Here is a 22568-nt window from a genome sequence, read left to right as displayed (position 1 = left end):
TCAATTATAAATGAGGTGGCATGAGAACACAATGAAGCAGATTGCGGAAACATCAAATATACATGCGCGGTCTGGAAGGCTTTGTTTCAAGATCATCTGTATCCCAGAGATTGGACGCTTTTTTCCGTGTTTGTCGGACTGGAGTATTAGACACAGCTTTCACAGGTTTTGTTGATTTTTCCTTAATATCAACAGTATCAGCATTATGCTTTTGGCTATCAACTGTTTCATCAGTCGTTTCGGGGACGGTTTCTTCCTCCTTAGTTTCCTTACTTTCTTCAGAAGTCTGCATACTTCTCAGAACGCTGAGAATGGCCGGTGCATTCTTGATCAGCGGGCCGAATTGCTGAACCATGGGAATCATCGTCTGAGCCGTCTGTATGGCCTTCTGTGCGTTCATCAGCATGCCGACCAGATTAATGCCGCCTCCAGACTGTCCTGACCCTGAGTTCAGGAGAGTGGAAAGAATGCCCGGAATGCCGCCGCCCGTTGCGGGAGGAGGACTGGGTATCGGCGGCGCCTGCCGCATCATACTTGGAAAGAGCTGAGGGAATCCGCGCTGCTGATGAGGCGGAAAGGGAGAGAAAAAAGGTGATTCCCGAAAACCGGGCGGCATCGAATTTTGCTGGAATGGGGGCATTTTTATCCCTTCCTTCAAGATATGAGCTGCTAATCAGTGTATGTTAAAAAGAGGATTTAAGTGAATCGATTCATGGCAGTTGCCATAGCAGTTATGTTAAAATCAGGATAAGCAAAGAAAGCGAGGAGCAGTTATGCTGAAAATCGGATCGCATGTTCATATGTCCGGAACTAAAATGCTTCTTGGGGCGAGTGAAGAGGCGGCGTCTTTTGATGAATCCGTTATGATGATTTATACCGGTGCGCCTCAGAACACCGCAAGAAAGCCGATTGAAAAACTGAATATTGAAGCCGGCCGTGAGTATATGAAAGCTCATCATATTGAGGAAGTAGTGATCCATGCGCCGTACATTATTAATATCGCCAATACGGTCAGACCGGAGACTTTTGCTCTGGGTGTCTCTTTCTTAAGAAAGGAAATCGACCGTTCCGAAGCGATCGGTGCCAGGCAGATTGTCCTTCATCCGGGCGCGCATGTCGGCGCGGGTGTGGAAGCGGGCATTGCCAAGATCATTGAGGGACTTAATGAGGTGCTCGATCCAAAAGACACTGTTCAGATTGCCCTGGAAACAATGGCTGGGAAGGGCAGCGAATGCGGCTTCCGTTTCGAGCAGCTTGCAGAAATTATGGAAGGCGTAAAATTGAATGAAAAACTGTCCGTCTGCTTTGACACCTGCCATACGAGTGATGCGGGTTATGATATCACCCGGGATTTCGACGGAGTGCTCAGGCAGTTTGACCAGATCATCGGAACGGAACGCATCGGTGTCGTACATGTGAATGACAGTAAAAATCCTCAAGGGTCCAGAAAAGACCGCCATGCAAATATCGGTTTCGGCTGTATCGGTTTTGAAGCCTTGAATCAAGTGGTCCATCACCCGCTGCTGGAGTCGGTTCCCAAAATTCTTGAGACTCCGTATGTAGGGGAGGATAAGAAAAATAAGAAACCTCCCTATAAGTATGAAATTGCCATGCTGAGAAACCAGAAATTCAATAAGAGGCTGATTGAAGACATCTTGGAACAATAATTTGGGCGAAAATTTTTTCTGCTGTTAAGTGACTGGACGTTACACAGTTACTGATATTTTGCCATTAACTGCTTAAAGCGCCGGTCCAGTTCCTGCGCAAGTGCGGGACCGAGTTCTTCGATAAAAATCTGCCGAAGTTTTTCCTGGCCGGCGGGATGAAAAAGATCAATATTTTTTCCCCGCACGCGTGCGGCAACGCGTGCAGCCTGATTTCTGGAAATCGGGATGTTGAACTGTGTTGCCTGGCTAAATAATTCATCGGCGCTCACCTGATTGATTCTCTGATTAATCATTGCTTGAATCATGGGATGCACATCTTTCACTCCAATTCTTTTGATATCATGTCATCTTTAATTAACCTATGATTGAGTTGGGGAAAAGATACTGCGGTTGCTTTTTACCAAAAATGTAAAAAATAAGTCGGATCGTGTCAAACAATAATTATTCGATTTACTATATCATTACTCATAATTCAAGTATAATTAATGACAAATAAAAAGAATTTTTTGCTTTTACTGAATTCTATAGATAGCTCATGGGGAGCAAACATAGCGAAACTGGACAAAATGTAAAGAGGAGTGATGACCATCATTTATCATGAATCCTTTCTTTCCGTTTCTGAAAAAGACTTATTTGAAAACCAGCTGTCTATGGAGATCAGATTCAGTCTTACTCCGGATGGGACAGTCCTGAACTGTAATAGAAATGGTGAGCTATTGGTTAATCGCTTTGGCCGTTCCTTTTTTAATTTTTTTTCGGAATCTTTTGTCGGCGAAGCGAAAAATTATCTGAAATCAATTTTGGAAAGCGAAGAGATCGTTGCTGCGCTGCTTCATGACCGGATGAAGGATAACGGAGTAGGTACACTCTACAATGGATTCTGCAAGGATGGGACAATCTTTCTGTCCGGTTTCCAGACGACGCTGATCACACATCTTGCTGCGGAATTTGTCCACGAACTGAGGAATCCCTTGGCGGTTATCAAGGGATTTGTTCAGCTGTCTTCACTGACTCAGGATTTTTATAAATATCAGGGAACGATTTTATCTGAGATTGACCGGATGTATTCGCTTCTGGAGAGCTTCCTGAAATTATCGAAGAAAAATATTAAAATGCAGAGAATACTTCCGGATCAGCTGTGCTCTTCCTTGATTACATTGATATCATCCGAATGCACCATGAGAAAGGTCAATTTGGATTATGATGTCGCTTATTCTGAAAGCGCGTGCAGTGTTGACCTTTCGATGATTAAACAAGTGGTCCTGAATATTACACGCAACGCACTGGAGGCCCTTGAAGCCAGTGGGAAACGTGAACGAAGTATATTCTTCAGGGGCTCTGTGGAAGAAAAAGGATACCGGTTTGCGCTGAGAGATACCGGACCTGGCATTGAAAACCGGGTATTAAAAAAACTCGGTCAGCCCTTTTTTACAACAAAAGAAAGTGGGACAGGCATCGGGCTTTCACTGAGTAAAAAAATAGTGGCTGAGCATCAAGGTACTTTTTGTGTCAGCAGCGTACTTGGAAGAGGAACGACAGTCAGTTTTACGCTTCCCTTTGCATCGGATTTCTGAGGGCGGCAGATGCATAATTTCCAAAAAATGCTTCGTTGAAATGCATCGAAATGAGTCACACTATATGTGATCCTAAAAAGAAGGCGAGGGGTCACAGTGGCTGGCAAGGATCATTTTGATGAAGGATCATTATATGACAAGCAGCATGCTTTCAATAATGAGGAATATGCAAAGGAACTGGCAGCAGATCAGTACGATCCGGAAATCGCCGGAGAGCGGTCTGAACATGACCGTCCTTTAAGATCCACAGACCGGCGTTTCGTTGAAGGCGGCAGAGGGATGGGCTGGCTTTCGTTGGTTCTTTCTGTTGCCGCTCTTTTCTTCCTTCCGATTGTCCTCGGGATAGCCGGGATCATCATCGGCTACATTGCCTTCCGTGAAGGCGCCCGAACTCTTGGAGGATGGGCGATCGGCATTGGGGCTGCTGCAATTCTGATTCAATTACTGTCACCTCTTTTTTGGTGACAGAAGCGAAGGGGCGCTTTGTTCAGCAAAGCGCCTTTTTGTGTGATGCTTTTTTTAACGTAATGGCTATGATCTATGCTACAATATTAATGTAAAATTGTTACAAAATGGTTATAAAGGAATGATCGGAATGGATATACTGGAAGCGATAAGAACCCGGCGTTCTGTCAGAAAAGTTAAGGATGAAATACCGCCTAAGGAAGCCATTTTAACCCTGCTGGATGCTGCCCGGAGAGCCCCGAATCACTTTAATACTGAACCTTGGCATTTTTTTGTGCTAACCGGTGAAGGGCGGACGAAGCTTGGAAAAGTCTATGGAAAAATAAATCAGAACGGCCTGGAGAACCCGGATCAGGAAGCGCTTGACAGCGCGATGGAAAAAGGAATTGCCCAGGCAAAGCGTTCACCGGTCGTCATTGTCGTTACGATTGAGCCAAGCGAGAATCCCAAAGTTAAAAAAGTAGAAGAAATTGCGGCGACGGCCTGCGCAGTTGAAAACATGCTTCTGACCGCGCACGCTCTGGGTCTCGGAGCGATCTGGCGGACAGGCGATCCGTCTTATACCGATCTGATGAAACAGGGTTTCAGCGTTTCAGATGATGGGCTGGTTCTCGGCTATCTTTACGTTGGCTACCCCGCAGAAGATTTGAATCTGAAAGCACCTGTAAGAAAATCTGCGGAAGAAATTGCTACGTGGGTAGAGGACTAAATGAATATCGGATAACAATTCCGATTTTTTACTTTATCGCGGGCTGCCATTGGGGCGGCCTTTTTATGTGATTCCGAAAATTTATTGATTTTTCCCGGTTTACTGCTGATTCTTATACTGCTCCTGTTGATTCTTTTCCAAGTTGTGTTGATTCCTGTACTGATTGCGCTGATTTTGTCGGGTTTTTCACTTTTGGACCTAGTTATATAAAAAGGGAGGAGCTTTTTTGCTCCTCTCTTTAAAGTGGCGGAAAGTCAGATATTGACGCCTTCCTGTTCCGCTTTTTTCTTGGCAAAATATTCATCAGCCAGTTTGTCGATTTCAATTTTCAGTTCGTCAACCATCCGGTCTTCGGGAACCTTGCGGATGACTTCACCATGCTTGAACAGCAGCCCTTCTCCGTGTCCGCCGGCAATGCCGATGTCCGCTTCGCGTGCTTCGCCCGGGCCATTGACGGCACAGCCAAGCACGGATACTTTGATCGGCACGTTAATGTGATCAATATATTCCTCGACCTGATTGGCGATTTTGATTAGATCAATCTGGATTCTTCCGCAGGTCGGACATGAGATCAGCGTCGCCGCATTGGTCAGGCCGAATGTTTTAAGCAGCTCCCGGCAGACCTTAATTTCTTCCACCGGATCGGCAGACAGCGAGATACGCATGGTGTTGCCGATGCCCTCGTGAAGCAGGATGCCAAGTCCGGCGGCGCTTTTTATGCTTCCGGAGAACTTTGTTCCAGACTCTGTGATCCCGAGATGAAGCGGATAATCAAACGCGCGCGCAGCTTTTTCATAGGCTTCTACTGCAAGATTGATGTTTGACGCCTTAAGTGAAACGATAATGTCATGAAAATCAAGATCTTCGAGAATTTTGATATGATGCAGCGCACTTTCAACCATGCCGTCTGCAGTAGGATAACCGTACTTGTCGAGAATATGTTTCTCAAGTGAACCTGCATTGACACCGATACGAATCGGGATATGCTTCGCCTTGGCGGCTTCGACAACTGCCTCGACGTTTTCCTTTTTTCCGATGTTTCCCGGGTTAATTCGGATTTTATCCGCACCGCCTTCGATCGCTTTCAGAGCGAGCTTATAGTTGAAATGAATATCGACGACAAGCGGAATGTGAATCTGGCGCTTAATCTCAGGGATCGCGAGCGCGTCCTCCATCGTCGGGCAGGCGACACGGACCATCTGGCATCCGGCGTTTTCAAGACGGTGAATCTGCGCAACGGTCGCCGCTACATCCCGCGTTTTCGTTGTCGTCATGCTCTGTATAATGACTTCATTGGACCCACCAATGGTTAGATTTCCGACTCTCACTTTTCTGGTTTTCGTACGGTGCGTAATTTCAGACACGAACCATTCGCTCCTTTGCTGAGGCAAAAGTGTAATGCCAAGGATATACCTAAGCAGTTATCAGTATATCACGAATTGCTGCAGAACACCTTTATTTATACGTTTCAGCGAGTGCATCGGCATAAACGAACCGAACATCCGAAATTCTAGTTATAGCAGGGAAAAGCGTAAGTTTCGCCGATTTTAAGATGATTCGGATTGACAGAAGGATTTAATATGGAAAAATTATTAATGACAGTGTCAATTGCCGGCGCCTTTTTGCTGATGCGTTCGGTGATAGAAAGGAGAGTATCACCCGGCGCGACAGTAATTCTTTGAAAAGGGACGGCTGCTCGTTCTTTTATCTGGTTAGGTACAGCTGTTGCTACAGTCTTGCCGGCGGGCAGGGATCCGGAAGTCAGGTCGGCATAGCTTGTCCAGCAGGCAATCAGAAACAGGATAGTAAAGATCCTCTTTTTCACCCGATCATCTCCCTGTAACATTTATATGCCGGAGAAATAAAAGATATGTCTCATTTTATTAAAAAAATTTTAAAAAGGAACTTTCCCGTGCTCATTGCGTATGGTTTAATTAAAGTGGTGACATATTTTACTCGCCGGACATTTTTTTCACGCAACGATCGCCGGCGTGGCCAAAGATATCCCCAGAAAGAAAGCGGGTGCCTTTATTGAGTTTTTTAATTTATCCTGCAGGTGGATTTATTGTCATTCTGCTTGCTTCATGTTTTCTATTTGCGGAACTCTTTGTTAAAGCGAAAGGTATCTTGGCAATTATGGGAAGCGGGTTATTCATCTCCTATTTTTCTTATTTCCTGACCGACCGGGCATCGTCATGGATTGTCCTGCTTCTTGTCGGCGGACTGGCCCTGATCATTATCGATGGCAAGATCTTTACAACCGGGATAATAGGCATTTTTGGATTTATTTTGATGGTACTTGGCTGTGCCCTTCCGGCTCCAACCCTTCTCTATGGCATGCTTGTGGGCATCGCTTTCATTATTGGCTCATGCGGTTCACTGACCTTCAGAAGGTGGCTTCCGACCCGGGACTATCTGGATAAACTGACTTTGCATGATAAGCTTTCCACTGACCGAGGCTACAACTCAATCAATGCCGACTATCACGACCTGGTCGACAAAAAAGGGATAACGCTCACACCTTTTCATCCGGTCGGGACGGTTAAAATCGATGGGAGAAATTATAGTGCGGTCACAGACGGCATTTTTCTGGAAAAAAATGTGCGCGTAAAAGTCGTTTCGGTGGATGGGACAAGAATTGTCATTGATCTTGAATAGCAGCGGGGTGATAAATTGAAAGGTTCATTCTTTCCTCTTACTCCATTTTTTCCGCACCAGGACTGTTTTTCTTAAGGCGCTCACCCGAGTAGTAAAAAAAACTATTGTTTTATCTATACTGATATGGTATATTATTTCTTGTCGTTAAAACAGGTTTTGAGGCCTTTGAAAAATGTTGACAGGCTTCAATGCTTGTGTTAAATTAGTTCTTGTTCTGAATTTGTTCCACAGTAGCTCAGTGGCAGAGCAATCGGCTGTTAACCGATTGGTCGTAGGTTCGAACCCTACCTGTGGAGCCATGGCGGTGTAGCTCAGCTGGCTAGAGCGTACGGTTCATACCCGTGAGGTCGAGGGTTCGATCCCCCCCGCCGCTATTTTTTTGCCCAATGGCGGTTATGGTGAAGTGGTTAACACACCGGATTGTGGTTCCGGCATGCGTGGGTTCGATCCCCACTAACCGCCCGTTGGACCCTTAGCTCAGTTGGTTAGAGCAGACGGCCCATAACCGTCCGGTCGTAGGTTCGAGTCCTACAGGGTCCACCACTTATTGTGGAGGAATACCCAAGCTTGGCTGAAGGGATCGGTCTTGAAAACCGACAGGGGCTTCACGGCTCGCGGGGGTTCGAATCCCTCTTCCTCCGTTTTTTACATAATCAATACCCATATGACCAAGCACCCGGGAATCGCTGATGACAGCATTTCCGGGTGTTTTATTTGAAAAAATTTTGCGTACCTCTAAGACATTTCCGGTAAGACATTTCCGGGGAATACAAATTTTAACCAGAAAGACACTCTGGGCGCCCTTTAATTAAGAGGTTACCACAGGGGCGAGGCAGAAGGGCAAACAGATCATTTCTTAGTAGCAGAACGCTGAGCCGATGATGATCAGCGGAATGAAAAGAACAACAATCAGCGCAAAACACTGCCGTGGCTGGATCAACCATCAAAATTCACAACAAACCTGTCAGTATATGAGCGGACAAACGCGGGTGACAGTGATGAATTGAGGACTGTTAGGGAAGAAAAAAGAAAAGCAGTTACATAACGAACGGGCAATGGGTGGCAGCATAAACGACGGTTTATATTCTTGAACGGAAACCGCTTTTTTGATACGCTTAATTTGTAGATATGTGTCACTAAAGGTACTTCAAGAACTTCAATCTGCTGTATGAAAAAGAGGAGGAGATTATCATGACGACTTTAGCCGGTTATAAGCTTCCTGAACTCCCCTATGCCTATGATGCTTTAGAGCCCTTTATCGATAAACAGACCATGCGCATTCATCATGACAGGCATCATGCGACATATGTTGCGAATCTTAATGCCGCGCTTGAAAGTTATCCTCAGCTTTCCGAAAAGCCGATTGACGTGCTCCTTAGCGATCTGTCTGGTGTTCCCGAGTCAAAATTAGTCACCATTCGGAATAACGGCGGAGGGCACGCCAACCACTCGCTTTTCTGGCAGATTCTCTCCCCCGAGGGAGGCGGTTCACCCAGCGGAGCGATCGCCGAAGCAATTGACCGGACGTTCGGCAGCTTTTCATCGTTTAAGCAGAGCTTTACAGAATCGGCAATGAACAGGTTTGGCTCCGGGTGGGCGTGGCTGGTTGTCAGCGGATCGCTGCTTGAAGTGATGAGCACGCCCAATCAGGATTCGCCGCTTTTTGAGGGCAAACTGCCTCTATTGGGCATTGATGTTTGGGAACATGCCTACTATCTTAAGTACGAGAACCGACGTGCTGATTATGTTAAGGCCTTCTTCAACTTGATTAACTGGGAAACTGTCAATCGGAAGTGGCTCTCAATAGGCCGGCATTAAAGCAATCATCGGTTTTTTGACAGAAAGCAGCCATGAAAGTAAAATTAAACCGGTAAAGGAATTTGGGACACCGTGTGCTGGTGTCCTTATATTTACTGAATGAGTGTTGAAAATATTTTTTTCTGACATAGTGAACGGATCGTGTATTGTCGAATGATTATAGTAGACTGAGGCGGCCGGAGGGGGTTCTTTGCGGTGATTCATATGGGGGGAACGGAGATTTGGCTAAGAAAACGGTAAAAAACAGAGGCACAAAAAATAATCTGCTTCTGAGAATGAATATCTTATTTCTGACAGTTTTTCTCGCTTTTGCGGGATTGATTATTCGTCTGGGCTATGTCCAGATTGTGAACGGTCAACATTACAAGAACGCGCTTAATGCGAATCAATACCAGACAGCAAGCATCGATTCGACCCGCGGAAAAATTGTGGATGCAAATGGTGTGACACTGGCTGATAATAAAGCGGAACTCGCCATCATGTATGTTCGCAACGCCGGGTTGGATGACTCAAAAAATCTTGCTATTGCGGAGAAACTTTCAAAGCTGATTACTATGGACAGCAAGGCAGTCGGCTTGGTGTCGCAGAGGGACAAAGAAGAATATTATGTCCTGACCCGTTATAAAAATCTGCAGCTGGCCTATAATGCTTTTTTGACTACGAAGGAACAGAAATATTATATAAACAATAACAATCCTGCTCAGGAGTATTCACTGCTTCTCAGCCGCATTCCGAATAAAGATCTGACAGGATTTACAGCTCATGACTATCAGGTTATGGCTATTGAGCATGATTTTAATCAGGCGTCGAACCTTAATCCATATATCGTAAAACGGGGCCTCAGCGTTAACGATAAAGAATATGTGGATGTTGTCGATCATCTGAGCGAATTTAACGGAACGATTCAGACGGCTGACGTGTCTTCCCGGACTTATATCAAAAACGTGCCCTTCTATGTCGGGCAAATGGGGCCGATACCTGCTGATAAACTCAATACCTACTTGACTGAAGGGTACAGCCAGAACGCTCAGGTAGGCATCAGCAACCTTGAAGAACAGTATGAATCATATCTGCGCGGCATACCAATGCAACTGACTTATCGGACTAAAAATGGCATCCCTGTCGGTAATCCGACAGTTAAAGAGGGGCAGCGCGGTGATGACATTCAGCTTACCGTTGACAGTCGGCTGCAGAATCAACTGACGCAGATTCTGCAAACAAATATCAAAGCAGCCCGTGCAATGTCTGGTAACGGTCAAAATAACAGTGCTTACGCCGTCGTCATGAATCCGAAAACCGGTGCGATTCTTGCCATCGGCGGGCAGCAGCTTGTCAATGGCAAGTTTATTGATGCCTCTAATGAAGCCATTAACGCACAGTTCGAAATGGGTTCCGCGGTTAAAGGTGGCACTGAACTGACAGGCTACCGTTATGGTGCCATGCCTTCCTCTTTTTACGACATGCCAATATGGTATCCTGATATGAGTACAGGAGGGCAGCACCGGATGTTTACATCCTGGGAAGGAGCAAGCGGACTGGGTTTGCAGACTCCGGAGCAGGCGCTTGCTCATTCCTCCAACGTGTTTATGGCCAAGATTGCATCCAACTTGGCGGGCATTACTCTAACACCGGCGGGCGGTCATTACAATGCGACTTTGCCGGCGGCGACCTCCCCCCAGTTTATTAAAGCAGTGGATGAAATGCGGAACGGCTATGCCGAATTAGGTTTGGGTGTAAAAACAGGTATCGACCTGCCCGTTGAAGGAACTGGATATAACGGCGGCATGCCTACACAATCAGGTCTTATTCATCAGTTTGCGATTGGGCAGTTTGATACGTATACACCACTGGAAATGGTTCAGTATATTTCAACGATCGCGAACGGCGGCTATCGCGTGCAGCCTCATCTGCTTGGTTCTGTCCATGCACCGGGTGCTGATCCAAACACGCTTGGCCCGACCGTTTACACTTTTAAAACTAATGTGCTGAATACGATTGACAATACGCAGCATGACATCCAAAGAGTCAAAAATGGTCTTTATTTGGTGACTCATGAAATTGGCGCCACTGCATCAATGTTAGGAACGGGAGCTAACGTAAAATATAAAATTGCGGGCAAGACCGGTACTGCACAGATTGATCCGAATAATCTAAGTCTGTATAATGAAACGCTTGTTTCTTATGCGCCTTATGACAATCCGCAGATCGCCGTAGCTGTTGTTGTGCCGAAGGTGGAAGTAGGGCACCAGAACGAGCAGATCGCGCTGGATATTTATCAATACTATGACCAGCTCTATCATTATACAAGCCAGAAGGGGAATTGAAGAAACAACCGGATCATTCAAGTTAATAAAAAAAGAGGGGGCGAAAATGAAGTGACCCCCTAAAGTTGGACAACAAACCAACTTTAGGGGGTTTTCATGTGACAAAGTACTCTAATGATTTTAAAGTGAAAATTATTAGTGAGTATCTGGTCGGGGCAGGCAGCACTTTTCTACACCATAAATATCATATACCAGGACATGACACTGTCCTGAAATGGATGCATCAATATCAATCGAATGGTTCTGTAGGATTCAAAAATCGTGAAAAACGGTCGGAGTACGCCAGCAATTTCAAACTGGAAGTATTAAAGTGGATGAAGGAGAACCATTCATCTCTTAATGAAACCGCCAACCACTTTAATATCTCTACATCCTCTACGATCTATCAGTGGGATCGACGGTTTCAAGCAAGGGGATTGGATGGATTGAGAACAAAGCGAGGGCGTCCACCCATGGGGAAACGAAAGAAATCAGATCCTACAAATCAAGTTAAGAGAAATAAAAAAGTGGAAGAACCATTTGAATCAGATCAACAACGACTTAAGGATCTGGAGAAAGAAAACAAATTACTCCGGATCGAGAATGAGTATTTAAAAAAATTAGAGGCCTTAGTTCGTCAGAGAGAGCAACACGAACGGAACAAGCGCAAGTAGTTACTGAGCTGAGGCAGCACGACTCTCTGAGTGATATTCTTCGAGTGGTGAAACTGCCTAAGAGCGTGTATTATTATGAGCTTCACCGCCCACAGGCAGAGGGGGATGACCCGGTAACCTCGGAAATAAAAGCAATCAAGCAGGACCATCCAGATTACGGTTATCGTCGTGTCTTCTTAGCTCTGAAAAATAATCAGCACGTGACTGTAAATCATAAGAAAGTGCAGCGCATTATGGAAGCCGAAGGTCTCCAGTCAACCTTCTATACCAAACGGATGCGTAAATACAACTCGTACAAGGGGACCGTTGGGAAAATCGCTAAGAATCGGCTCCGCCGCCGCTTCATAACCGACCGTCCATTCCAGAAACTGGTGGCGGACGTCTCTGAATTTCGTTGGGGCCGCAAAACGACGAGAGAACGCCTTTATCTTGAACCTGTGCTGGATCTCTATTCCGACGAAATCCTATCCTTTGCGATCAGTGACCATCCAACTGTCGCTTTTGCGCTCAAACCGCTTCATGAGGCCCTGGAGCATCTTCCTGAGCATCACTATCGTACCTATGTGCACACAGATCAGGGGTTCCAATACCAGAATGAGGCGTGGTGCAGAGAACTTAAATCGCATCGGGTCTATCAGAGTATGTCTCGGAAGGCCACCTGTTTAGATAATGCCCAGATGGAAAGCTTCTTTCACATCATGAAGGCTGAAACAGTCCATTCTCATGATTATCAGACTCGGGAAGAACTTAAACGGGCCATGCGTGAATGGATTAAGTACTATAATAGATCCAGAATCAAAGAAAAACTCGGGGGTCTAAGTCCGATTGATTATCGGATTTCGACTACCGAGCAAACAGCTTAAAAATGTGTCCAGCTTTTGGGGTTCAGATCAAAATGATTTCATTTTTGTCCCTCTTTTTTTGCTCGTACTGTCGATTTTAGGTGTGATTCTGATTGCTGCAATCGATAGGTCACTCTATTATTACGGCTGCTGACGTCCTTTGTAAGTCCATTGTATTATGTTCTCATGCAGGTAAACTGGTCATTGTCTAAATTTTTATTGTGCACTCCTTGAAAAGCCTCTCGACAAGTAAATTTGGCCATAACCTGAGACATTTTTGCATAGCCCGTGAAATTTGTGTGTGGCATACTATACAAATTCTCGAATTTAGCTTACAAAAGCGGGGTCTAAACCCACCGTCTTTAGACGGTATCCGCTTTTAGCCTTATCTTTTCGTGTCCATACTTTTCAAAAGAGGTGAAAAGTATGGACGGTTATCAGAAAAGTGGTCATGCAGTCTACGATATCAAGTATCATGTGATCTGGGTGACCAAATACCGATATCAGGTGCTGCGAGGTCCAATCGCTGTTCGATTGCGTGAGTTGATCCGGCAGGGATGTGAGGCCAGGGGAGTCACAATCCTGCAGGGGAGCGTAGGCAAGGAACATGTCCATTTGCTGATTTCTTGTCCACCCAGCCTAGCGCCGAGTAAAATCATGCAGTATCTGAAAGGACGCTCATCCAGATTGCTTCAGGATGAGTTTTCAGAACTAAAAAAACGGTATTGGGGCCAGCACCTATGGTCCAGAGGTTATTTNTCCATTTGATTTGCTGATTTCTTGTCCACCAAGCCTAGCGCCGAGTAAAATCATGCAGTATCTGAAAGGACGCTCATCCAGATTGCTTCAGGATGAGTTTTCAGAACTAAAAAAACGGTATTGGGGCCAGCACCTATGGTCCAGAGGTTATTTCTGTGCGACGGTCGGTAACGTGACGGAAGAAATCATCCGAAATTACATTGCGAATCAGTCAAATAAAGTCAAGGACGACATTTTCAAGATTGACGACTGAGTTCAGTCAGAATTCAGTGTGCTATGAGCACAAGGTCTTTCAGAAGACTTCAGTCTTTAAGTGGCGACTTTAAGTCGCAGACATTTATGTCTGAACCCACCTGCTTTAGCAGGTGGTCGTTTAGTCATAGGGGGTTCTTCTTGAATTTTGCATTCTTGATTAATCATGTCATCGGGAGAAAATACCGCTCCTATATTTATTTCTACGTTGAGCAGTTACCTAGAGAACCAAAACTATAAAAAAGAAACCAATAATGCGATGGGACTTTTTATACTACATGCAATGTTCCAGTATAAAAAATCATTTTGAGACAGCAAAAGCCGGGATAAAAAATGGCCATCCATTTTTCATCCCGGCTGATTATTTACAACCATTAAATTAGTGATTCTTTGTAATCACCTGAGCCAATTGCTGAATCGACATGTTGCTCTTAACAGTAAATGTACCTAACTGAACATAATTTTCAAGATGTTTTGTGTGCATATACTGATCAAAGGCAGTCTGCTGATTTGAATTCAGTATTTTTGCCTGAACCAGACTGCTTGAAATATCACTGGGCATCATGCCGCTCTTGATGTTGAGCTGATAAGTCACGACGTTATTCGTTCCCGGCTTGGCATTTGGCTTGCTGTTAGTATTGTTTGCTTTCTGTGCGGTCTGACCGGTTTTTGCGGCTGCCTTGCTATTGTCAGCCTGCCATTGATTGTACGCATCAATATCAATCGCCCTGCGGTGGTGGCTGGTGAGATATTGAGTGACAGTCGCTTCCGTTAAAGGCGTTTGTTTTACTGCCTTCTGAGTTGAAGACTGACCGTCATTGAAAATCAGGTAGTAAAAAAAAGCAAAAACAGCAGTCGCAATCAGAATGCCAGCCGCAAAACCGCGTATCCCATTTTTAGTCAATGCCATTCACCCTTTAAAATTATCCCGATCCCCGATCATGACTTCTTCTTCGAGTACGCGAATTTTTTTCTTGACCTTGTACAATTCCTGCATCATCGTGATTGAGTTTTCTTCAAGCTGGCTTTCTACCTGTTTGATACTGTCCTGCTTGGAGTAAGAAAAAGCTAGTGCAATAAGCCCGACGATCACAAGCAACAAAATGACATATCCCATGAATGACCCCCCCATACTTTATTAAAACAGCCGTTCCAAAATAGGCAGCGAAAGCACCAAAACAGACCAAATGCCTGACCTTTTACATTTTTTCGCAGCCAACGATCATTATCATTTATAACATAACTCGTCATATTTCGAAAGGAGGATGGGGAAAAAGAAAGAAGATTGTAAAGAAACTAGAAAAAAATACCGAAAATGGGGCGGATGAAAAATTAAAGGGAGGGCAAGGTTGAATCAAAATGGGTTTTCTGTTAATATAAAGCGTATGTTTTTGCTGAGGAGTAACAATTCAGCGATGGAGGAGGGATAGAACATGCGTGTTAAAGTAATTCTTGAAAATACAGAAACTGGCGATCGCGATTACATCACAACGAAAAATAAGCAAAAGAATCCGGATCGGCTGGAACTGAAGAAATACAGCCCGAAGCTGAGAAGGTATGCGATTTATCGCGAAACGAAGTAAACATTTCCTGAAGGGCCGCTTAGCGGCTTTTTTTTTACCCCGGAGGAATAGAATGAATCTAAAGAAGAAACAGATGCGTAATCAGATATTGCATGAATTAAGTATCATGGATGAACAGCTTTTCCAAAAAAAATGCATGATGATCCGAGACCGTTTATTTAAAGAAAAGGCCTGGATCGAGTCCCGGTACATCGCTCTTACGCTTTCTGTCGGAAGAGAAGTGGAGACGGCTGCCATTATCTCAAGAGCCTGGGCGGAAGATAAGGCGGTTGCCGTCCCAAAATGCAATCCAGCAGACAAAACGCTGACCTTTTATCGAATAAAGTCGTTTAGAGAACTGGAATTCGGCTTCTACGGTCTATTAGAGCCGAAACCGTCTGAAACCAGTGTTGTTCCTGATTTGGCGCTTGATCTCGCCATTGTTCCGGGAGTAGTTTTTGACCGCAACGGTTATCGGATCGGTTATGGCGGTGGTTACTATGACCGTTTCCTCGCCCATTATCATGGAAAAACAGTCTCGCTTTTATTGGAGGCGCAGCTGGCTGAAAGCGTTCCTGTTGAAAGCCACGACCGGAGGATTGAATTACTGATTACTGAGCAGCGGACCTCGAAGACAAAAGCACTGTCACCATTGAATGAAAACGGAGAGGATGAGTCAGACTAAGTTATACTAAAGGAGAAGGGATGTCTGACTAATGATAAAAAGGGTATCAATGCTGCAGGGACTGTTTTTGGCTATTGCTGCATTTTATTTGTTCAGAAGACGCAGGCTGTTTTTTGAATTTGCAGCTGCATTTTTCAGCTTTGGCTGGATTTTACGGTATTTTAGGAGAAATCACGAAAGATAAAGCGACCGTTCGAATTCTGGTGGCGCCGTTCAATCGAATAACTGTTTCAAAAGCACGATCTGCTTGTCTTCCGTTTCGATTACAATCAGCAAATGATTGCTGCCCACTAATAAAATGGGTAGTCTGCTGCCTGCCGCAGGCTCAATCGTTCCCTGGGGTGTCTGCAGGCCCCGAATGATTGCTTTATAAACTCCTTCCCATAGCTGGCCGGTAATTCGCTGTGCCTTCTCACGGCTAAACGGAAAAATTTGATTATAAGAGGAAGCTGTGAGCTGATTAAGCGGCACAATCTGGTAACCGGCCAGGTTAAATCCATATTGAGACGCAGCTCTCTCCAGTAATCCGGATTGGCTGTTTGCCCATTTTTTCTGAGCATTACTAAAAACTTCCTTTTCACCGGCTGAACGCGGCTCTTTAAACGAATCAAGTTTTCCGCTATTATTCCAGATGAAAAGCTGATCGGCAGAAAGCTCTTCTTTACCATAGATCTGATTGTCGATGTGCAGTTCCGCCTGATGAACAGAAAGACTCTGATAGAAACCGGGCTGTGCTTCCAACTGTCTCGTTTCCGAGAGGGATTGTTCATTTCTTTTCCAGTGATTGATTGTTGCGATCAGACGATTGTTTCTGTAAAGCAGTGAAAAATCCTGTATTAAATAAGCCTGTCGGTTAATTTTGGATTGTACGGTCCATTCAAGCTGGCTATTCGTGTCTATGAAATTCAGATGTGTTTCTGTTTTTTGATAAACGATGGCACCATTGTCGGGGAAATAGGTGATCACGGGACGTGCGCCAAAAAAGTTGGGTCCTGCGTTCAACAGAAACAATGCAATGCCGCCTATGATGGAAAGAGTCAGGAGATAAATTATTTTTCTGCGCATCGGATCACTCCCGGACAAGTTGGTCTTACAAAAGTTATTCACAGGCCTTGGAAAAAATACCGGACATCAGTAAAGTACCCGGTTATTTTTGAAAGCGATTAGATTTTTCTATTGGCAAACGGCATTTAATAAGCGAAAATAGATGATGATATCAATTTTATAAGGCGGGTGTATTCAATGTCTGAAATCATGAATATCGGTGTCGATTTAGGGGGAACCACCATTAAGATGGCCTTGATCGATGATTCCGGAAAGATGGTTGATAAATGGGCAATTGCGACAAACACTATCGATAATGGAAGTCATATTGCAGATGACATCAGCGCGAGTGTCGTTAAAAAGTTGCAGCAGTTCAATCTCGATCGCTCGGAAGTTAGAGGAATAGGCATGGGTGCACCGGGTTTTATTGATATGGAAACAGGCTTTGTCTATAAAGCAGTCAACATTGGATGGGAAAACTATCCATTGAAAGATGAACTGGAAAAATCAACCGGTCTTCCGGTTATTATTGAAAATGATGCCAACATGGCTGCGCTTGGTGAAATGTGGCAGGGTGCGGGTCAGGGTGCAGAAAACCTGATTTGTGTGACACTGGGCACCGGCGTTGGCGGCGGCATTATTTGTGACGGCGACATTCTTCACGGAGTCAGCGGCATGGCCGGAGAGATAGGGCACATGACGGTTATCCCGAAAGACGGTTCCCCGTGCAATTGCGGTAAAACAGGCTGTCTTGAAACAGTTTCTTCAGCTACAGGTATTCGCCGTCTGGCTCTGGAAGCGCTGGACTATAATGATTCGGACAGCATTCTGAGAGATATATTTGAGCAGAAGGGTGATATTACGGCGGAAGATGTTTTTAACTGTACGGCAAAGGGAGATCCGCTGTCATCGGCCGTAGCAGAGAAGGCGGCGTATTATCTTGGCTACGCGCTCGGTGCCATATCGATTGTCATTAATCCGGAAAAAATTGTCATTGGCGGAGGGGTGTCACATGCCGGAGCAACACTTCTTGAACCTTTAACCAAGTATTTCAAGAAATATTCGCTGCCCAGAGTCTTTGACGCCTGCACGATTGATATCGCTCAGCTGGGCAATGACGCCGGTGTGATCGGTGGGGCATGGCTTTCGAAAACAAAAATAAAGCAAGTGCATACAGCCTGAATCTACCAAACTGGCAGATGAATCATGCGTTTTTATAGGCAAAAGAATGAATCGAAAATTCCGATTACTGCTGACAGAAGAAAATATTGTGACTCAGCCCTTGAGACAATCTGCCAAGAGCATGAGGCAGTCACACAGCCCCGTCAATGTTCATACGATAGTCATTAAGATGAACTTTTGAGGGGCGTGCAAAGTGGATCATAATCGGTATATTAATTTTTTGGCGAAATTGTCGGTAGACAGTGCCCATCCGGGTGGAAGAAGATTGTCAGACGGTTTAATACGTGATGCATTGATACACGCGGATGACCATGTCCTGGATGTCGGGTGCGGCACCGGAGCAACTGCGGCGCTTCTCGCTGAAGAGACCGGCGCAGCTGTTACGGGGATTGATTTGCACCCGAAAATGGTCGAACGGGCGCTAGAAAGAGCTGCGCAGTCCAAACACGCTTTCCGGGTTCTAAAGGGCTCGGTGGAAAGCCTTCCTTTTGAAGATGCATCGTTTGACTGGATCGTTTCCGAATCTGTTACTGCTTTTACAGACATAAAAAAATCTGTACCGGAATATTACCGGGTGCTCCGCCCGGGGAAAAGGCTGGCCGCCATAGAAATGACGATTGAACAGCCACTTCCTGAACAGGACAGCGAAGTAATCAAAAAATTGTATGGCGTCCCTGAGCTTTATACCGTGGAAGATTGGCGCAACATCTGGAAAGAAGCAGGCTTTACTCAGGTTGAAGTCCTGAAAGAAAGCGACTTTTCATTGAATCCGGGCCAGGACGAACTGCCTACCTATAATCTGACAGGGGATTTGGACGAAGAAGCATTTGAAGTCTGGCTTGATCATATGCAGGCCTTGCAAATTTATAAAAATGTTCTCTCTTATCGTATTTATCGAGTAACAAAACCGGTTACTGAAGCATAAACAATGAAGTACAGCCCGGCACGCTTTTTCCGTACCGAGCTGTTTTTATTTTTGCTTTTTGCGTAACAGATTTCTAAACTGTGTCACGTAGTTTTCAATTGCATCAGGTATTTGACCAAAGAGCTGATTACGGAAGGGGGGACGGGCTTCTTTTTGCTTAAGCCGGTTATTCCTTCGCTCCTCCCTCGGTGTTTCCATATAACGGACCAGTTGTTCAGTAAGAAACTTCACATACTCATCGGACTTCATGTTCCGGCATCCCTTCGATGACTCACTTATCTGCAGGATGCCCGGGATAATGATTGTTGATACATAATACCTGAATTTCTTCCGCAATTCTGCTGACGGATTTTCCCGTTGCGTTGATAACTAATGCAGTATCCAGATAAGCCGCCATTCTTTCATGATAAAGGTCATCCAGCTTGTTCCCCTGGTTCCTCTGGACAAGCGGACGGGTTTTATCGCCGGCCAGCCACTGATGAATGGTGCGGATATCGCAATACAGAAAGACAATGGTTCCATTCGAGCGCATTAACTTTCGATGACCGGTTTTACAGTGGCACCGCCGCCTGTGGTCACAATAGCATTTTCGTGTTTGGAAGTAAGCATCGTTAATACATCGGTTTCCTTTTCTCTGAAAAATGGCTCTCCATCTTCCCGAAATATTGCCGGTATTGATTTTTTGCAGCGCTGTTCAATGATGAAATCCGTATCGTATACTGTTCTGTTGAGCATTTGGCCGAGTGCCTGCCCTGTTGTTGTTTTTCCCGCACTCATAAAGCCTGTAATGTAAATCATGGATCGATCCTTTCCTGCCAGCCAATCATTTCTTTATTACTTTGATCATAGACAATCTTATCGGTTTCCGCGTTCTTCCCGACATTTACCGTGAACTTTACCTCTAGCCCGTTCACTGTCTCGTATTTTTTGAAGGTTGCTGTTCCTATATCATATACGATGCTGCCGCTTTCCGGCAATGTTTTTTCCTGAATAGACCGATCGATCTCTGCAAGTGTGTTCTCACGCAGCTGCCGAAGCTGAAAGTCAGAGTACACGGACTGGAAAAAACTGCGGTTACTGTTCAAAAGCAGGATTGCATGCAAAACCAAGGCCAGGGCCATCAGTGAAAAAATCATAGTCAGAGGGAGGATAAATCCATCCTGTTTATGGTGCACTTTCATTTGCAGCCCCCCTTTTCTTGTACAGCATATCTGCCCAGAAAAACTGCCGATTGTTGCTGTCGGTGATTTGAATAGCTAAAAAGCGTCCATCGCTGTCAAAACGGATGCTTTTGACATGCTGCAGAACGATTTCATAACCCTGCCCGCTGACAAGCCTGATGACTCGTTGCGGATTTGAACGTTCGTAGTTTACTTTTTCGTTTCCTTTTTCAATGAAAAGTTTCTGATGATCCGGTGAGGTGCTTACAGCGTCCGATAAATGCAGTTCGGTGGCTGTCTGCGCAAAGAAAAGGTTGATTTCTTTCTGCACACTCAGGTCGTCTTTAAAACGGCTGGACACCATGTGCAAAAGTGAACCCGCGAGAATCAGTGCAACAGTGAAGATACTAAGGGCAAGCATCATTGAGATGAGGGTGAATCCGTTTTGATTTCTCATTTTCGGGCCTCGCTGCGCACGATAAAGCGATGTTTCCCATCTGACCAACTGACAGAAAGAACAGCGGAATGATCTGTTTTTTTCTCCCAGTTCAGAGAGAACGCCCGATCCACCTGATTTTCGGGAAAAGCCAGAGTATCTGCTTTCCACTGCATCAGGTGATAGCGGAGGAGACGAACCGCTTCATTTTTTTTCTGTAGAATCATCCTTTCCTGATAAACATGGGTTAGAACAGGAATAGTGATGAGAATAACAAGCGTGAGCGTGCAGATGGACACCATGACTTCCGTCAGAAAGATTCCATGATCACCAATTCGCTTTTTCAATGCGAAACCTCGCATTAAAGAAAAAAATCCTAGTCTAATAGGATTTTTAAAGATTAACGGGCGATTTGCCCCAAATTTGCCCCATAAACTCATTATATTTTGAAAAACTGGCCTTTGCGATGTGATTGGAACAGTGGTGATAGACGTTCATTGTGACCGTGACGTTCTTGTGCCCGAGCCGCTTTCTGACGTATTCCCAATCTGCTCCAGAGTCTATTTCCATCACACAGTGAGTATGTCGTAGCTTATGAATTGAAATTTGTTCAATCTTGGCCCGCTCACAAACCTGTTGCAGTCGTTTATGGACCGTCTGCTTGACCAGGTATGATCGATGGTCGGAAGCTGTGAAGACAAGTGGTGTTCTAACACCATACTCAAAATTTTGTTTTTCTTGTTCCTTTTTCCATTTCCTAATATATGAAGTGGTGATCTTGTCCAGTTCTATAACTCTAAATCCAGAATTTGTCTTTGGTCCTTTGACTTTGTTTCCTTCGTTTCGTTGTCGGAAGGCAGACTTGCTTATGTTGATTTCAGCTAACTTATCCTTATCATCCAAATGGCCAATATCATCCCAAGTTAAAGCGGCTAATTCTCCGATACGCATGCCGGAGTTTAGCGCTAAAATGAAAAGGACCTGATACATCAGATCTTCCTGCATAACCGATTTAATAAACGCCGGCAATTCTTCATATTCCAGAATCATTTTCTTTTCTTTTTTCTCGTTAGGATTCTCAATTTTTTTGATGACCGCGTCTTCGGTTGGATCTTCGTCAATCAAATTCAATTTGACGGCACGCTTGAATAGAGAACGATATTTCGTATGGTAGGTGCGTACCGTTGATAATTCATGAGTCTCAAGCGCTTTGTTGATGAAAGTTTGATACATGACTGAATTAAATTTTTCCAGATGCAGTTTTCCGTATTCTTCATTCAATAAATTGAATGCAACCTCATAACTGTGTTCCGTTTCGTATTCCACTTTGCCTTTTTTATATGTTTTACGGAAGAACTCACCAAAGTTTTTTATTGTGTAATAATGATTTATTTTCAACCCATCTTCAAGCTTGCGAACAATGCTTCGGCCGGCGTTCTTAGCATCGCGTTCTCGCTTAAATCCTCCCTGACTTTTCTCGTGCGCTTTTCCCATTTCATCCGTGAACCGTACTCGGTAGGCATATGATCCACGCCTGAAGCGGATATTCAGGCTGACTTCTTTCATGATGGACACCTTCTTAATTAAAGAGTATGGCGCTTGCAGACATTGTCTCGGCAACGTCTGATGCCAGGGCAATTAAACGGCGCACATGATCAAATTCATGACCGTACCGGCGACGTAGGAGAAGCATATCAATTCCAAATTCGTGTTCATACCGACCGGATGTTAGGTCATTCCGGCATACCGAAGAACCTATAAAATCGTCATCAAACGTACCAATAAACTCTCGCTTTGACTTCCTGATATCCACGTACAGCGTTTTTCTATATTCGATAAGCCCCTTCTTCGCT

At 44.8% G+C, this 22568-nt stretch carries 27 protein-coding genes, 5 tRNA genes and 2 pseudogenes; 20 read left to right on the top strand and 14 right to left on the bottom strand.

Translation table 11 applies throughout. From position 1 onward, the window contains the following. Positions 1-52 precede the first annotated feature (52 nt). Positions 53-640, bottom strand: a complete 588-nt coding sequence (gene vrrA / locus COP04_RS14270; RefSeq protein ID WP_100488621.1) for a VrrA/YqfQ family protein — start codon at positions 638-640, stop codon at positions 53-55. A 133-nt stretch (positions 641-773) separates the two neighbouring features. Between vrrA and COP04_RS14265 the strand changes: the two genes are divergently transcribed. Beyond that, on the top strand, positions 774-1667 hold the full coding sequence (locus COP04_RS14265; protein WP_100488620.1) for a deoxyribonuclease IV: 894 nt from the start codon (positions 774-776) through the stop codon (positions 1665-1667). A gap of 47 nt (positions 1668-1714) precedes the next feature. Here COP04_RS14265 and COP04_RS14260 read toward each other — a convergent pair whose 3' ends face one another. Further along, complete coding sequence (locus COP04_RS14260; RefSeq protein ID WP_239984885.1) at positions 1715-1972, bottom strand: DUF2624 family protein; 258 nt, start codon at positions 1970-1972, stop codon at positions 1715-1717. A 276-nt stretch (positions 1973-2248) separates the two neighbouring features. Between COP04_RS14260 and COP04_RS14255 the strand changes: the two genes are divergently transcribed. The 3 genes from COP04_RS14255 (at position 2249) to COP04_RS14245 (ending at position 4415) form a co-directional block, all read left to right on the top strand. After that, entirely contained in the window at positions 2249-3241 is a 993-nt protein-coding gene (locus COP04_RS14255; RefSeq protein WP_239984884.1) for a sensor histidine kinase, read from the top strand. Positions 3242-3337: 96 nt separating this feature from the next. Next, positions 3338-3706, top strand: coding sequence for a hypothetical protein (locus tag COP04_RS14250; protein ID WP_100488618.1), 369 nt, complete (start codon positions 3338-3340; stop codon positions 3704-3706). A 130-nt stretch (positions 3707-3836) separates the two neighbouring features. Continuing rightward, positions 3837-4415 carry a nitroreductase family protein gene (locus COP04_RS14245; protein ID WP_100488617.1) on the top strand — a complete coding sequence of 193 codons (579 nt, stop codon included), beginning with the start codon at positions 3837-3839 and terminating at the stop codon, positions 4413-4415. Positions 4416-4669: 254 nt separating this feature from the next. On the opposite strand, the gene ispG is transcribed toward COP04_RS14245, so the two are convergent. Continuing rightward, positions 4670-5779 (bottom strand): flavodoxin-dependent (E)-4-hydroxy-3-methylbut-2-enyl-diphosphate synthase, encoded by a 1110-nt coding sequence (ispG, locus tag COP04_RS14240; protein ID WP_100488616.1) that lies wholly within the window; start codon positions 5777-5779, stop codon positions 4670-4672. Positions 5780-5925: 146 nt separating this feature from the next. Further along, positions 5926-6240 carry a hypothetical protein gene (locus COP04_RS14235; RefSeq protein WP_193437422.1) on the bottom strand — a complete coding sequence of 105 codons (315 nt, stop codon included), beginning with the start codon at positions 6238-6240 and terminating at the stop codon, positions 5926-5928. A gap of 206 nt (positions 6241-6446) precedes the next feature. Here COP04_RS14235 and COP04_RS14230 point away from each other — a divergent pair, with 206 nt between their 5' ends. The 6 genes from COP04_RS14230 to COP04_RS14205 all read left to right on the top strand — a co-directional run bounded on the left by COP04_RS14230 (position 6447) and on the right by COP04_RS14205 (position 7714). Then, complete coding sequence (locus COP04_RS14230; protein WP_100488615.1) at positions 6447-7073, top strand: NfeD family protein; 627 nt, start codon at positions 6447-6449, stop codon at positions 7071-7073. A gap of 224 nt (positions 7074-7297) precedes the next feature. Continuing rightward, positions 7298-7372 (top strand) — tRNA-Asn (locus COP04_RS14225). Between the two features lies 1 nt (position 7373). Continuing rightward, positions 7374-7447, top strand: a tRNA-Met gene (locus tag COP04_RS14220). 15 nt (positions 7448-7462) lie between these two features. Further along, a tRNA-His gene (locus COP04_RS14215) sits at positions 7463-7535 on the top strand. A 4-nt stretch (positions 7536-7539) separates the two neighbouring features. After that, positions 7540-7616, top strand: a tRNA-Ile gene (locus tag COP04_RS14210). An 8-nt stretch (positions 7617-7624) separates the two neighbouring features. After that, positions 7625-7714 (top strand) — tRNA-Ser (locus COP04_RS14205). Positions 7715-7929: 215 nt separating this feature from the next. On the opposite strand, the gene COP04_RS14200 is transcribed toward COP04_RS14205, so the two are convergent. Further along, positions 7930-8013, bottom strand: coding sequence for a YjcZ family sporulation protein (locus tag COP04_RS14200; RefSeq protein ID WP_100488614.1), 84 nt, complete (start codon positions 8011-8013; stop codon positions 7930-7932). Positions 8014-8264: 251 nt separating this feature from the next. Between COP04_RS14200 and COP04_RS14195 the strand changes: the two genes are divergently transcribed. The 6 genes and pseudogenes from COP04_RS14195 to tnpA (COP04_RS14170) all read left to right on the top strand — a co-directional run bounded on the left by COP04_RS14195 (position 8265) and on the right by tnpA (COP04_RS14170) (position 13722). Next, complete coding sequence (locus COP04_RS14195) at positions 8265-8891, top strand: superoxide dismutase (protein WP_100488613.1); 627 nt, start codon at positions 8265-8267, stop codon at positions 8889-8891. Between the two features lie 221 nt (positions 8892-9112). Then, positions 9113-11215 (top strand): peptidoglycan D,D-transpeptidase FtsI family protein, encoded by a 2103-nt coding sequence (locus COP04_RS14190; RefSeq protein ID WP_239984883.1) that lies wholly within the window; start codon positions 9113-9115, stop codon positions 11213-11215. 98 nt (positions 11216-11313) lie between these two features. Beyond that, positions 11314-11868: a helix-turn-helix domain-containing protein gene (locus tag COP04_RS14185; RefSeq protein WP_100486821.1), complete on the top strand. Its 555-nt coding sequence runs from the start codon at positions 11314-11316 to the stop codon at positions 11866-11868. Further along, positions 11814-12731 (top strand): IS3 family transposase, encoded by a 918-nt coding sequence (locus COP04_RS14180; RefSeq protein WP_157800397.1) that lies wholly within the window; start codon positions 11814-11816, stop codon positions 12729-12731. Before COP04_RS14185 ends, COP04_RS14180 begins: the two co-directional genes overlap by 55 nt. Positions 12732-13136: 405 nt before the next feature. Continuing rightward, positions 13137-13466, top strand: a pseudogene (tnpA, locus tag COP04_RS14175) (IS200/IS605 family transposase); the annotation flags it as partial. Positions 13467-13521: 55 nt separating this feature from the next. After that, positions 13522-13722 carry an IS200/IS605 family transposase gene (gene tnpA / locus COP04_RS14170; protein WP_420852761.1) on the top strand — a complete coding sequence of 67 codons (201 nt, stop codon included), beginning with the start codon at positions 13522-13524 and terminating at the stop codon, positions 13720-13722. A gap of 378 nt (positions 13723-14100) precedes the next feature. Here tnpA (COP04_RS14170) and COP04_RS14165 read toward each other — a convergent pair whose 3' ends face one another. Together COP04_RS14165 and COP04_RS14160 are read right to left on the bottom strand one after the other, a co-directional pair. Then, positions 14101-14631, bottom strand: a complete 531-nt coding sequence (locus COP04_RS14165; RefSeq protein WP_239984881.1) for an MltG/YceG/YrrL family protein — start codon at positions 14629-14631, stop codon at positions 14101-14103. Next, positions 14632-14838: a hypothetical protein gene (locus tag COP04_RS14160; protein WP_100488612.1), complete on the bottom strand. Its 207-nt coding sequence runs from the start codon at positions 14836-14838 to the stop codon at positions 14632-14634. Between the two features lie 316 nt (positions 14839-15154). Here COP04_RS14160 and rpmG point away from each other — a divergent pair, with 316 nt between their 5' ends. Continuing rightward, a complete protein-coding gene (gene rpmG, locus COP04_RS14155) occupies positions 15155-15304 on the top strand; it encodes a 50S ribosomal protein L33 (protein WP_100488611.1) in 150 nt (49 codons plus the stop codon). A 52-nt stretch (positions 15305-15356) separates the two neighbouring features. Beyond that, a complete protein-coding gene (locus tag COP04_RS14150; protein WP_239984880.1) occupies positions 15357-15968 on the top strand; it encodes a 5-formyltetrahydrofolate cyclo-ligase in 612 nt (203 codons plus the stop codon). A 213-nt stretch (positions 15969-16181) separates the two neighbouring features. Here the strand turns inward: COP04_RS14150 and COP04_RS14145 are convergent, their stop codons facing one another. Continuing rightward, positions 16182-17033, bottom strand: a complete 852-nt coding sequence (locus COP04_RS14145) for a hypothetical protein (RefSeq protein ID WP_100488609.1) — start codon at positions 17031-17033, stop codon at positions 16182-16184. 177 nt (positions 17034-17210) lie between these two features. Between COP04_RS14145 and COP04_RS14140 the strand changes: the two genes are divergently transcribed. Both COP04_RS14140 and COP04_RS14135 read left to right on the top strand, forming a co-directional pair. Further along, positions 17211-18194 (top strand): ROK family glucokinase, encoded by a 984-nt coding sequence (locus COP04_RS14140; protein ID WP_100488608.1) that lies wholly within the window; start codon positions 17211-17213, stop codon positions 18192-18194. A 193-nt stretch (positions 18195-18387) separates the two neighbouring features. Next, positions 18388-19119: a class I SAM-dependent methyltransferase gene (locus tag COP04_RS14135; protein ID WP_100488607.1), complete on the top strand. Its 732-nt coding sequence runs from the start codon at positions 18388-18390 to the stop codon at positions 19117-19119. A 45-nt stretch (positions 19120-19164) separates the two neighbouring features. Here COP04_RS14135 and COP04_RS14130 read toward each other — a convergent pair whose 3' ends face one another. The 6 genes and pseudogenes from COP04_RS14130 to COP04_RS14100 all read right to left on the bottom strand — a co-directional run bounded on the left by COP04_RS14130 (position 19165) and on the right by COP04_RS14100 (position 22281). After that, entirely contained in the window at positions 19165-19368 is a 204-nt protein-coding gene (locus COP04_RS14130) for a YqzE family protein (RefSeq protein ID WP_100488606.1), read from the bottom strand. Between the two features lie 22 nt (positions 19369-19390). After that, a pseudogene (locus COP04_RS20335) lies at positions 19391-19854 on the bottom strand (shikimate kinase). Between the two features lie 59 nt (positions 19855-19913). After that, entirely contained in the window at positions 19914-20300 is a 387-nt protein-coding gene (locus COP04_RS14115) for a competence type IV pilus minor pilin ComGG (RefSeq protein WP_100488603.1), read from the bottom strand. Then, positions 20284-20736, bottom strand: coding sequence for a competence type IV pilus minor pilin ComGF (gene comGF, locus COP04_RS14110; RefSeq protein ID WP_100488602.1), 453 nt, complete (start codon positions 20734-20736; stop codon positions 20284-20286). Before comGF ends, COP04_RS14115 begins: the two co-directional genes overlap by 17 nt. Then, positions 20733-21062 (bottom strand): type II secretion system protein, encoded by a 330-nt coding sequence (locus tag COP04_RS14105; protein ID WP_239984879.1) that lies wholly within the window; start codon positions 21060-21062, stop codon positions 20733-20735. The genes comGF and COP04_RS14105 overlap by 4 nt, the downstream gene beginning before the upstream one ends. Before the next feature lie 46 nt (positions 21063-21108). Beyond that, a complete protein-coding gene (locus COP04_RS14100) occupies positions 21109-22281 on the bottom strand; it encodes a site-specific integrase (RefSeq protein ID WP_100488600.1) in 1173 nt (390 codons plus the stop codon). Positions 22282-22568: the final 287 nt, after the last annotated feature.

The organism is Sporolactobacillus pectinivorans, from assembly GCF_002802965.1.
In the GTDB taxonomy this organism is placed as follows: Bacteria; Bacillota; Bacilli; order Bacillales; family Sporolactobacillaceae; genus Sporolactobacillus; species Sporolactobacillus pectinivorans.
The sequence above is the reverse complement of the archived record's forward strand: the minus strand, read 5'-3'. Positions and strand labels throughout refer to the sequence as shown.

What these genes read in the sequence shown, in the direction of transcription:
- COP04_RS14150 (WP_239984880.1), top strand. Translation starts at nt 15,357, where the DNA reads ATGAATCTAAAGAAGAAACAGATGCGTAATCAGATATTGCATGAATTA.
- vrrA (WP_100488621.1), bottom strand. Translation starts at nt 640, where the DNA reads ATGCCCCCATTCCAGCAAAATTCGATGCCGCCCGGTTTTCGGGAATCA.
- COP04_RS14245 (WP_100488617.1), top strand. Translation starts at nt 3,837, where the DNA reads ATGGATATACTGGAAGCGATAAGAACCCGGCGTTCTGTCAGAAAAGTT.
- COP04_RS14265 (WP_100488620.1), top strand. Translation starts at nt 774, where the DNA reads ATGCTGAAAATCGGATCGCATGTTCATATGTCCGGAACTAAAATGCTT.
- COP04_RS14140 (WP_100488608.1), top strand. Translation starts at nt 17,211, where the DNA reads ATGTCTGAAATCATGAATATCGGTGTCGATTTAGGGGGAACCACCATT.
- COP04_RS14195 (WP_100488613.1), top strand. Translation starts at nt 8,265, where the DNA reads ATGACGACTTTAGCCGGTTATAAGCTTCCTGAACTCCCCTATGCCTAT.
- comGF (WP_100488602.1), bottom strand. Translation starts at nt 20,736, where the DNA reads ATGAGAAATCAAAACGGATTCACCCTCATCTCAATGATGCTTGCCCTT.
- COP04_RS14260 (WP_239984885.1), bottom strand. Translation starts at nt 1,972, where the DNA reads ATGATTCAAGCAATGATTAATCAGAGAATCAATCAGGTGAGCGCCGAT.
- rpmG (WP_100488611.1), top strand. Translation starts at nt 15,155, where the DNA reads ATGCGTGTTAAAGTAATTCTTGAAAATACAGAAACTGGCGATCGCGAT.
- COP04_RS14100 (WP_100488600.1), bottom strand. Translation starts at nt 22,281, where the DNA reads ATGAAAGAAGTCAGCCTGAATATCCGCTTCAGGCGTGGATCATATGCC.
- COP04_RS14165 (WP_239984881.1), bottom strand. Translation starts at nt 14,631, where the DNA reads ATGGCATTGACTAAAAATGGGATACGCGGTTTTGCGGCTGGCATTCTG.
- COP04_RS14145 (WP_100488609.1), bottom strand. Translation starts at nt 17,033, where the DNA reads ATGCGCAGAAAAATAATTTATCTCCTGACTCTTTCCATCATAGGCGGC.
- COP04_RS14160 (WP_100488612.1), bottom strand. Translation starts at nt 14,838, where the DNA reads ATGGGATATGTCATTTTGTTGCTTGTGATCGTCGGGCTTATTGCACTA.
- COP04_RS14255 (WP_239984884.1), top strand. Translation starts at nt 2,249, where the DNA reads ATGACCATCATTTATCATGAATCCTTTCTTTCCGTTTCTGAAAAAGAC.
- COP04_RS14115 (WP_100488603.1), bottom strand. Translation starts at nt 20,300, where the DNA reads ATGAAAGTGCACCATAAACAGGATGGATTTATCCTCCCTCTGACTATG.
- COP04_RS14130 (WP_100488606.1), bottom strand. Translation starts at nt 19,368, where the DNA reads ATGAAGTCCGATGAGTATGTGAAGTTTCTTACTGAACAACTGGTCCGT.
- tnpA (WP_420852761.1), top strand. Translation starts at nt 13,522, where the DNA reads ATGCAGTATCTGAAAGGACGCTCATCCAGATTGCTTCAGGATGAGTTT.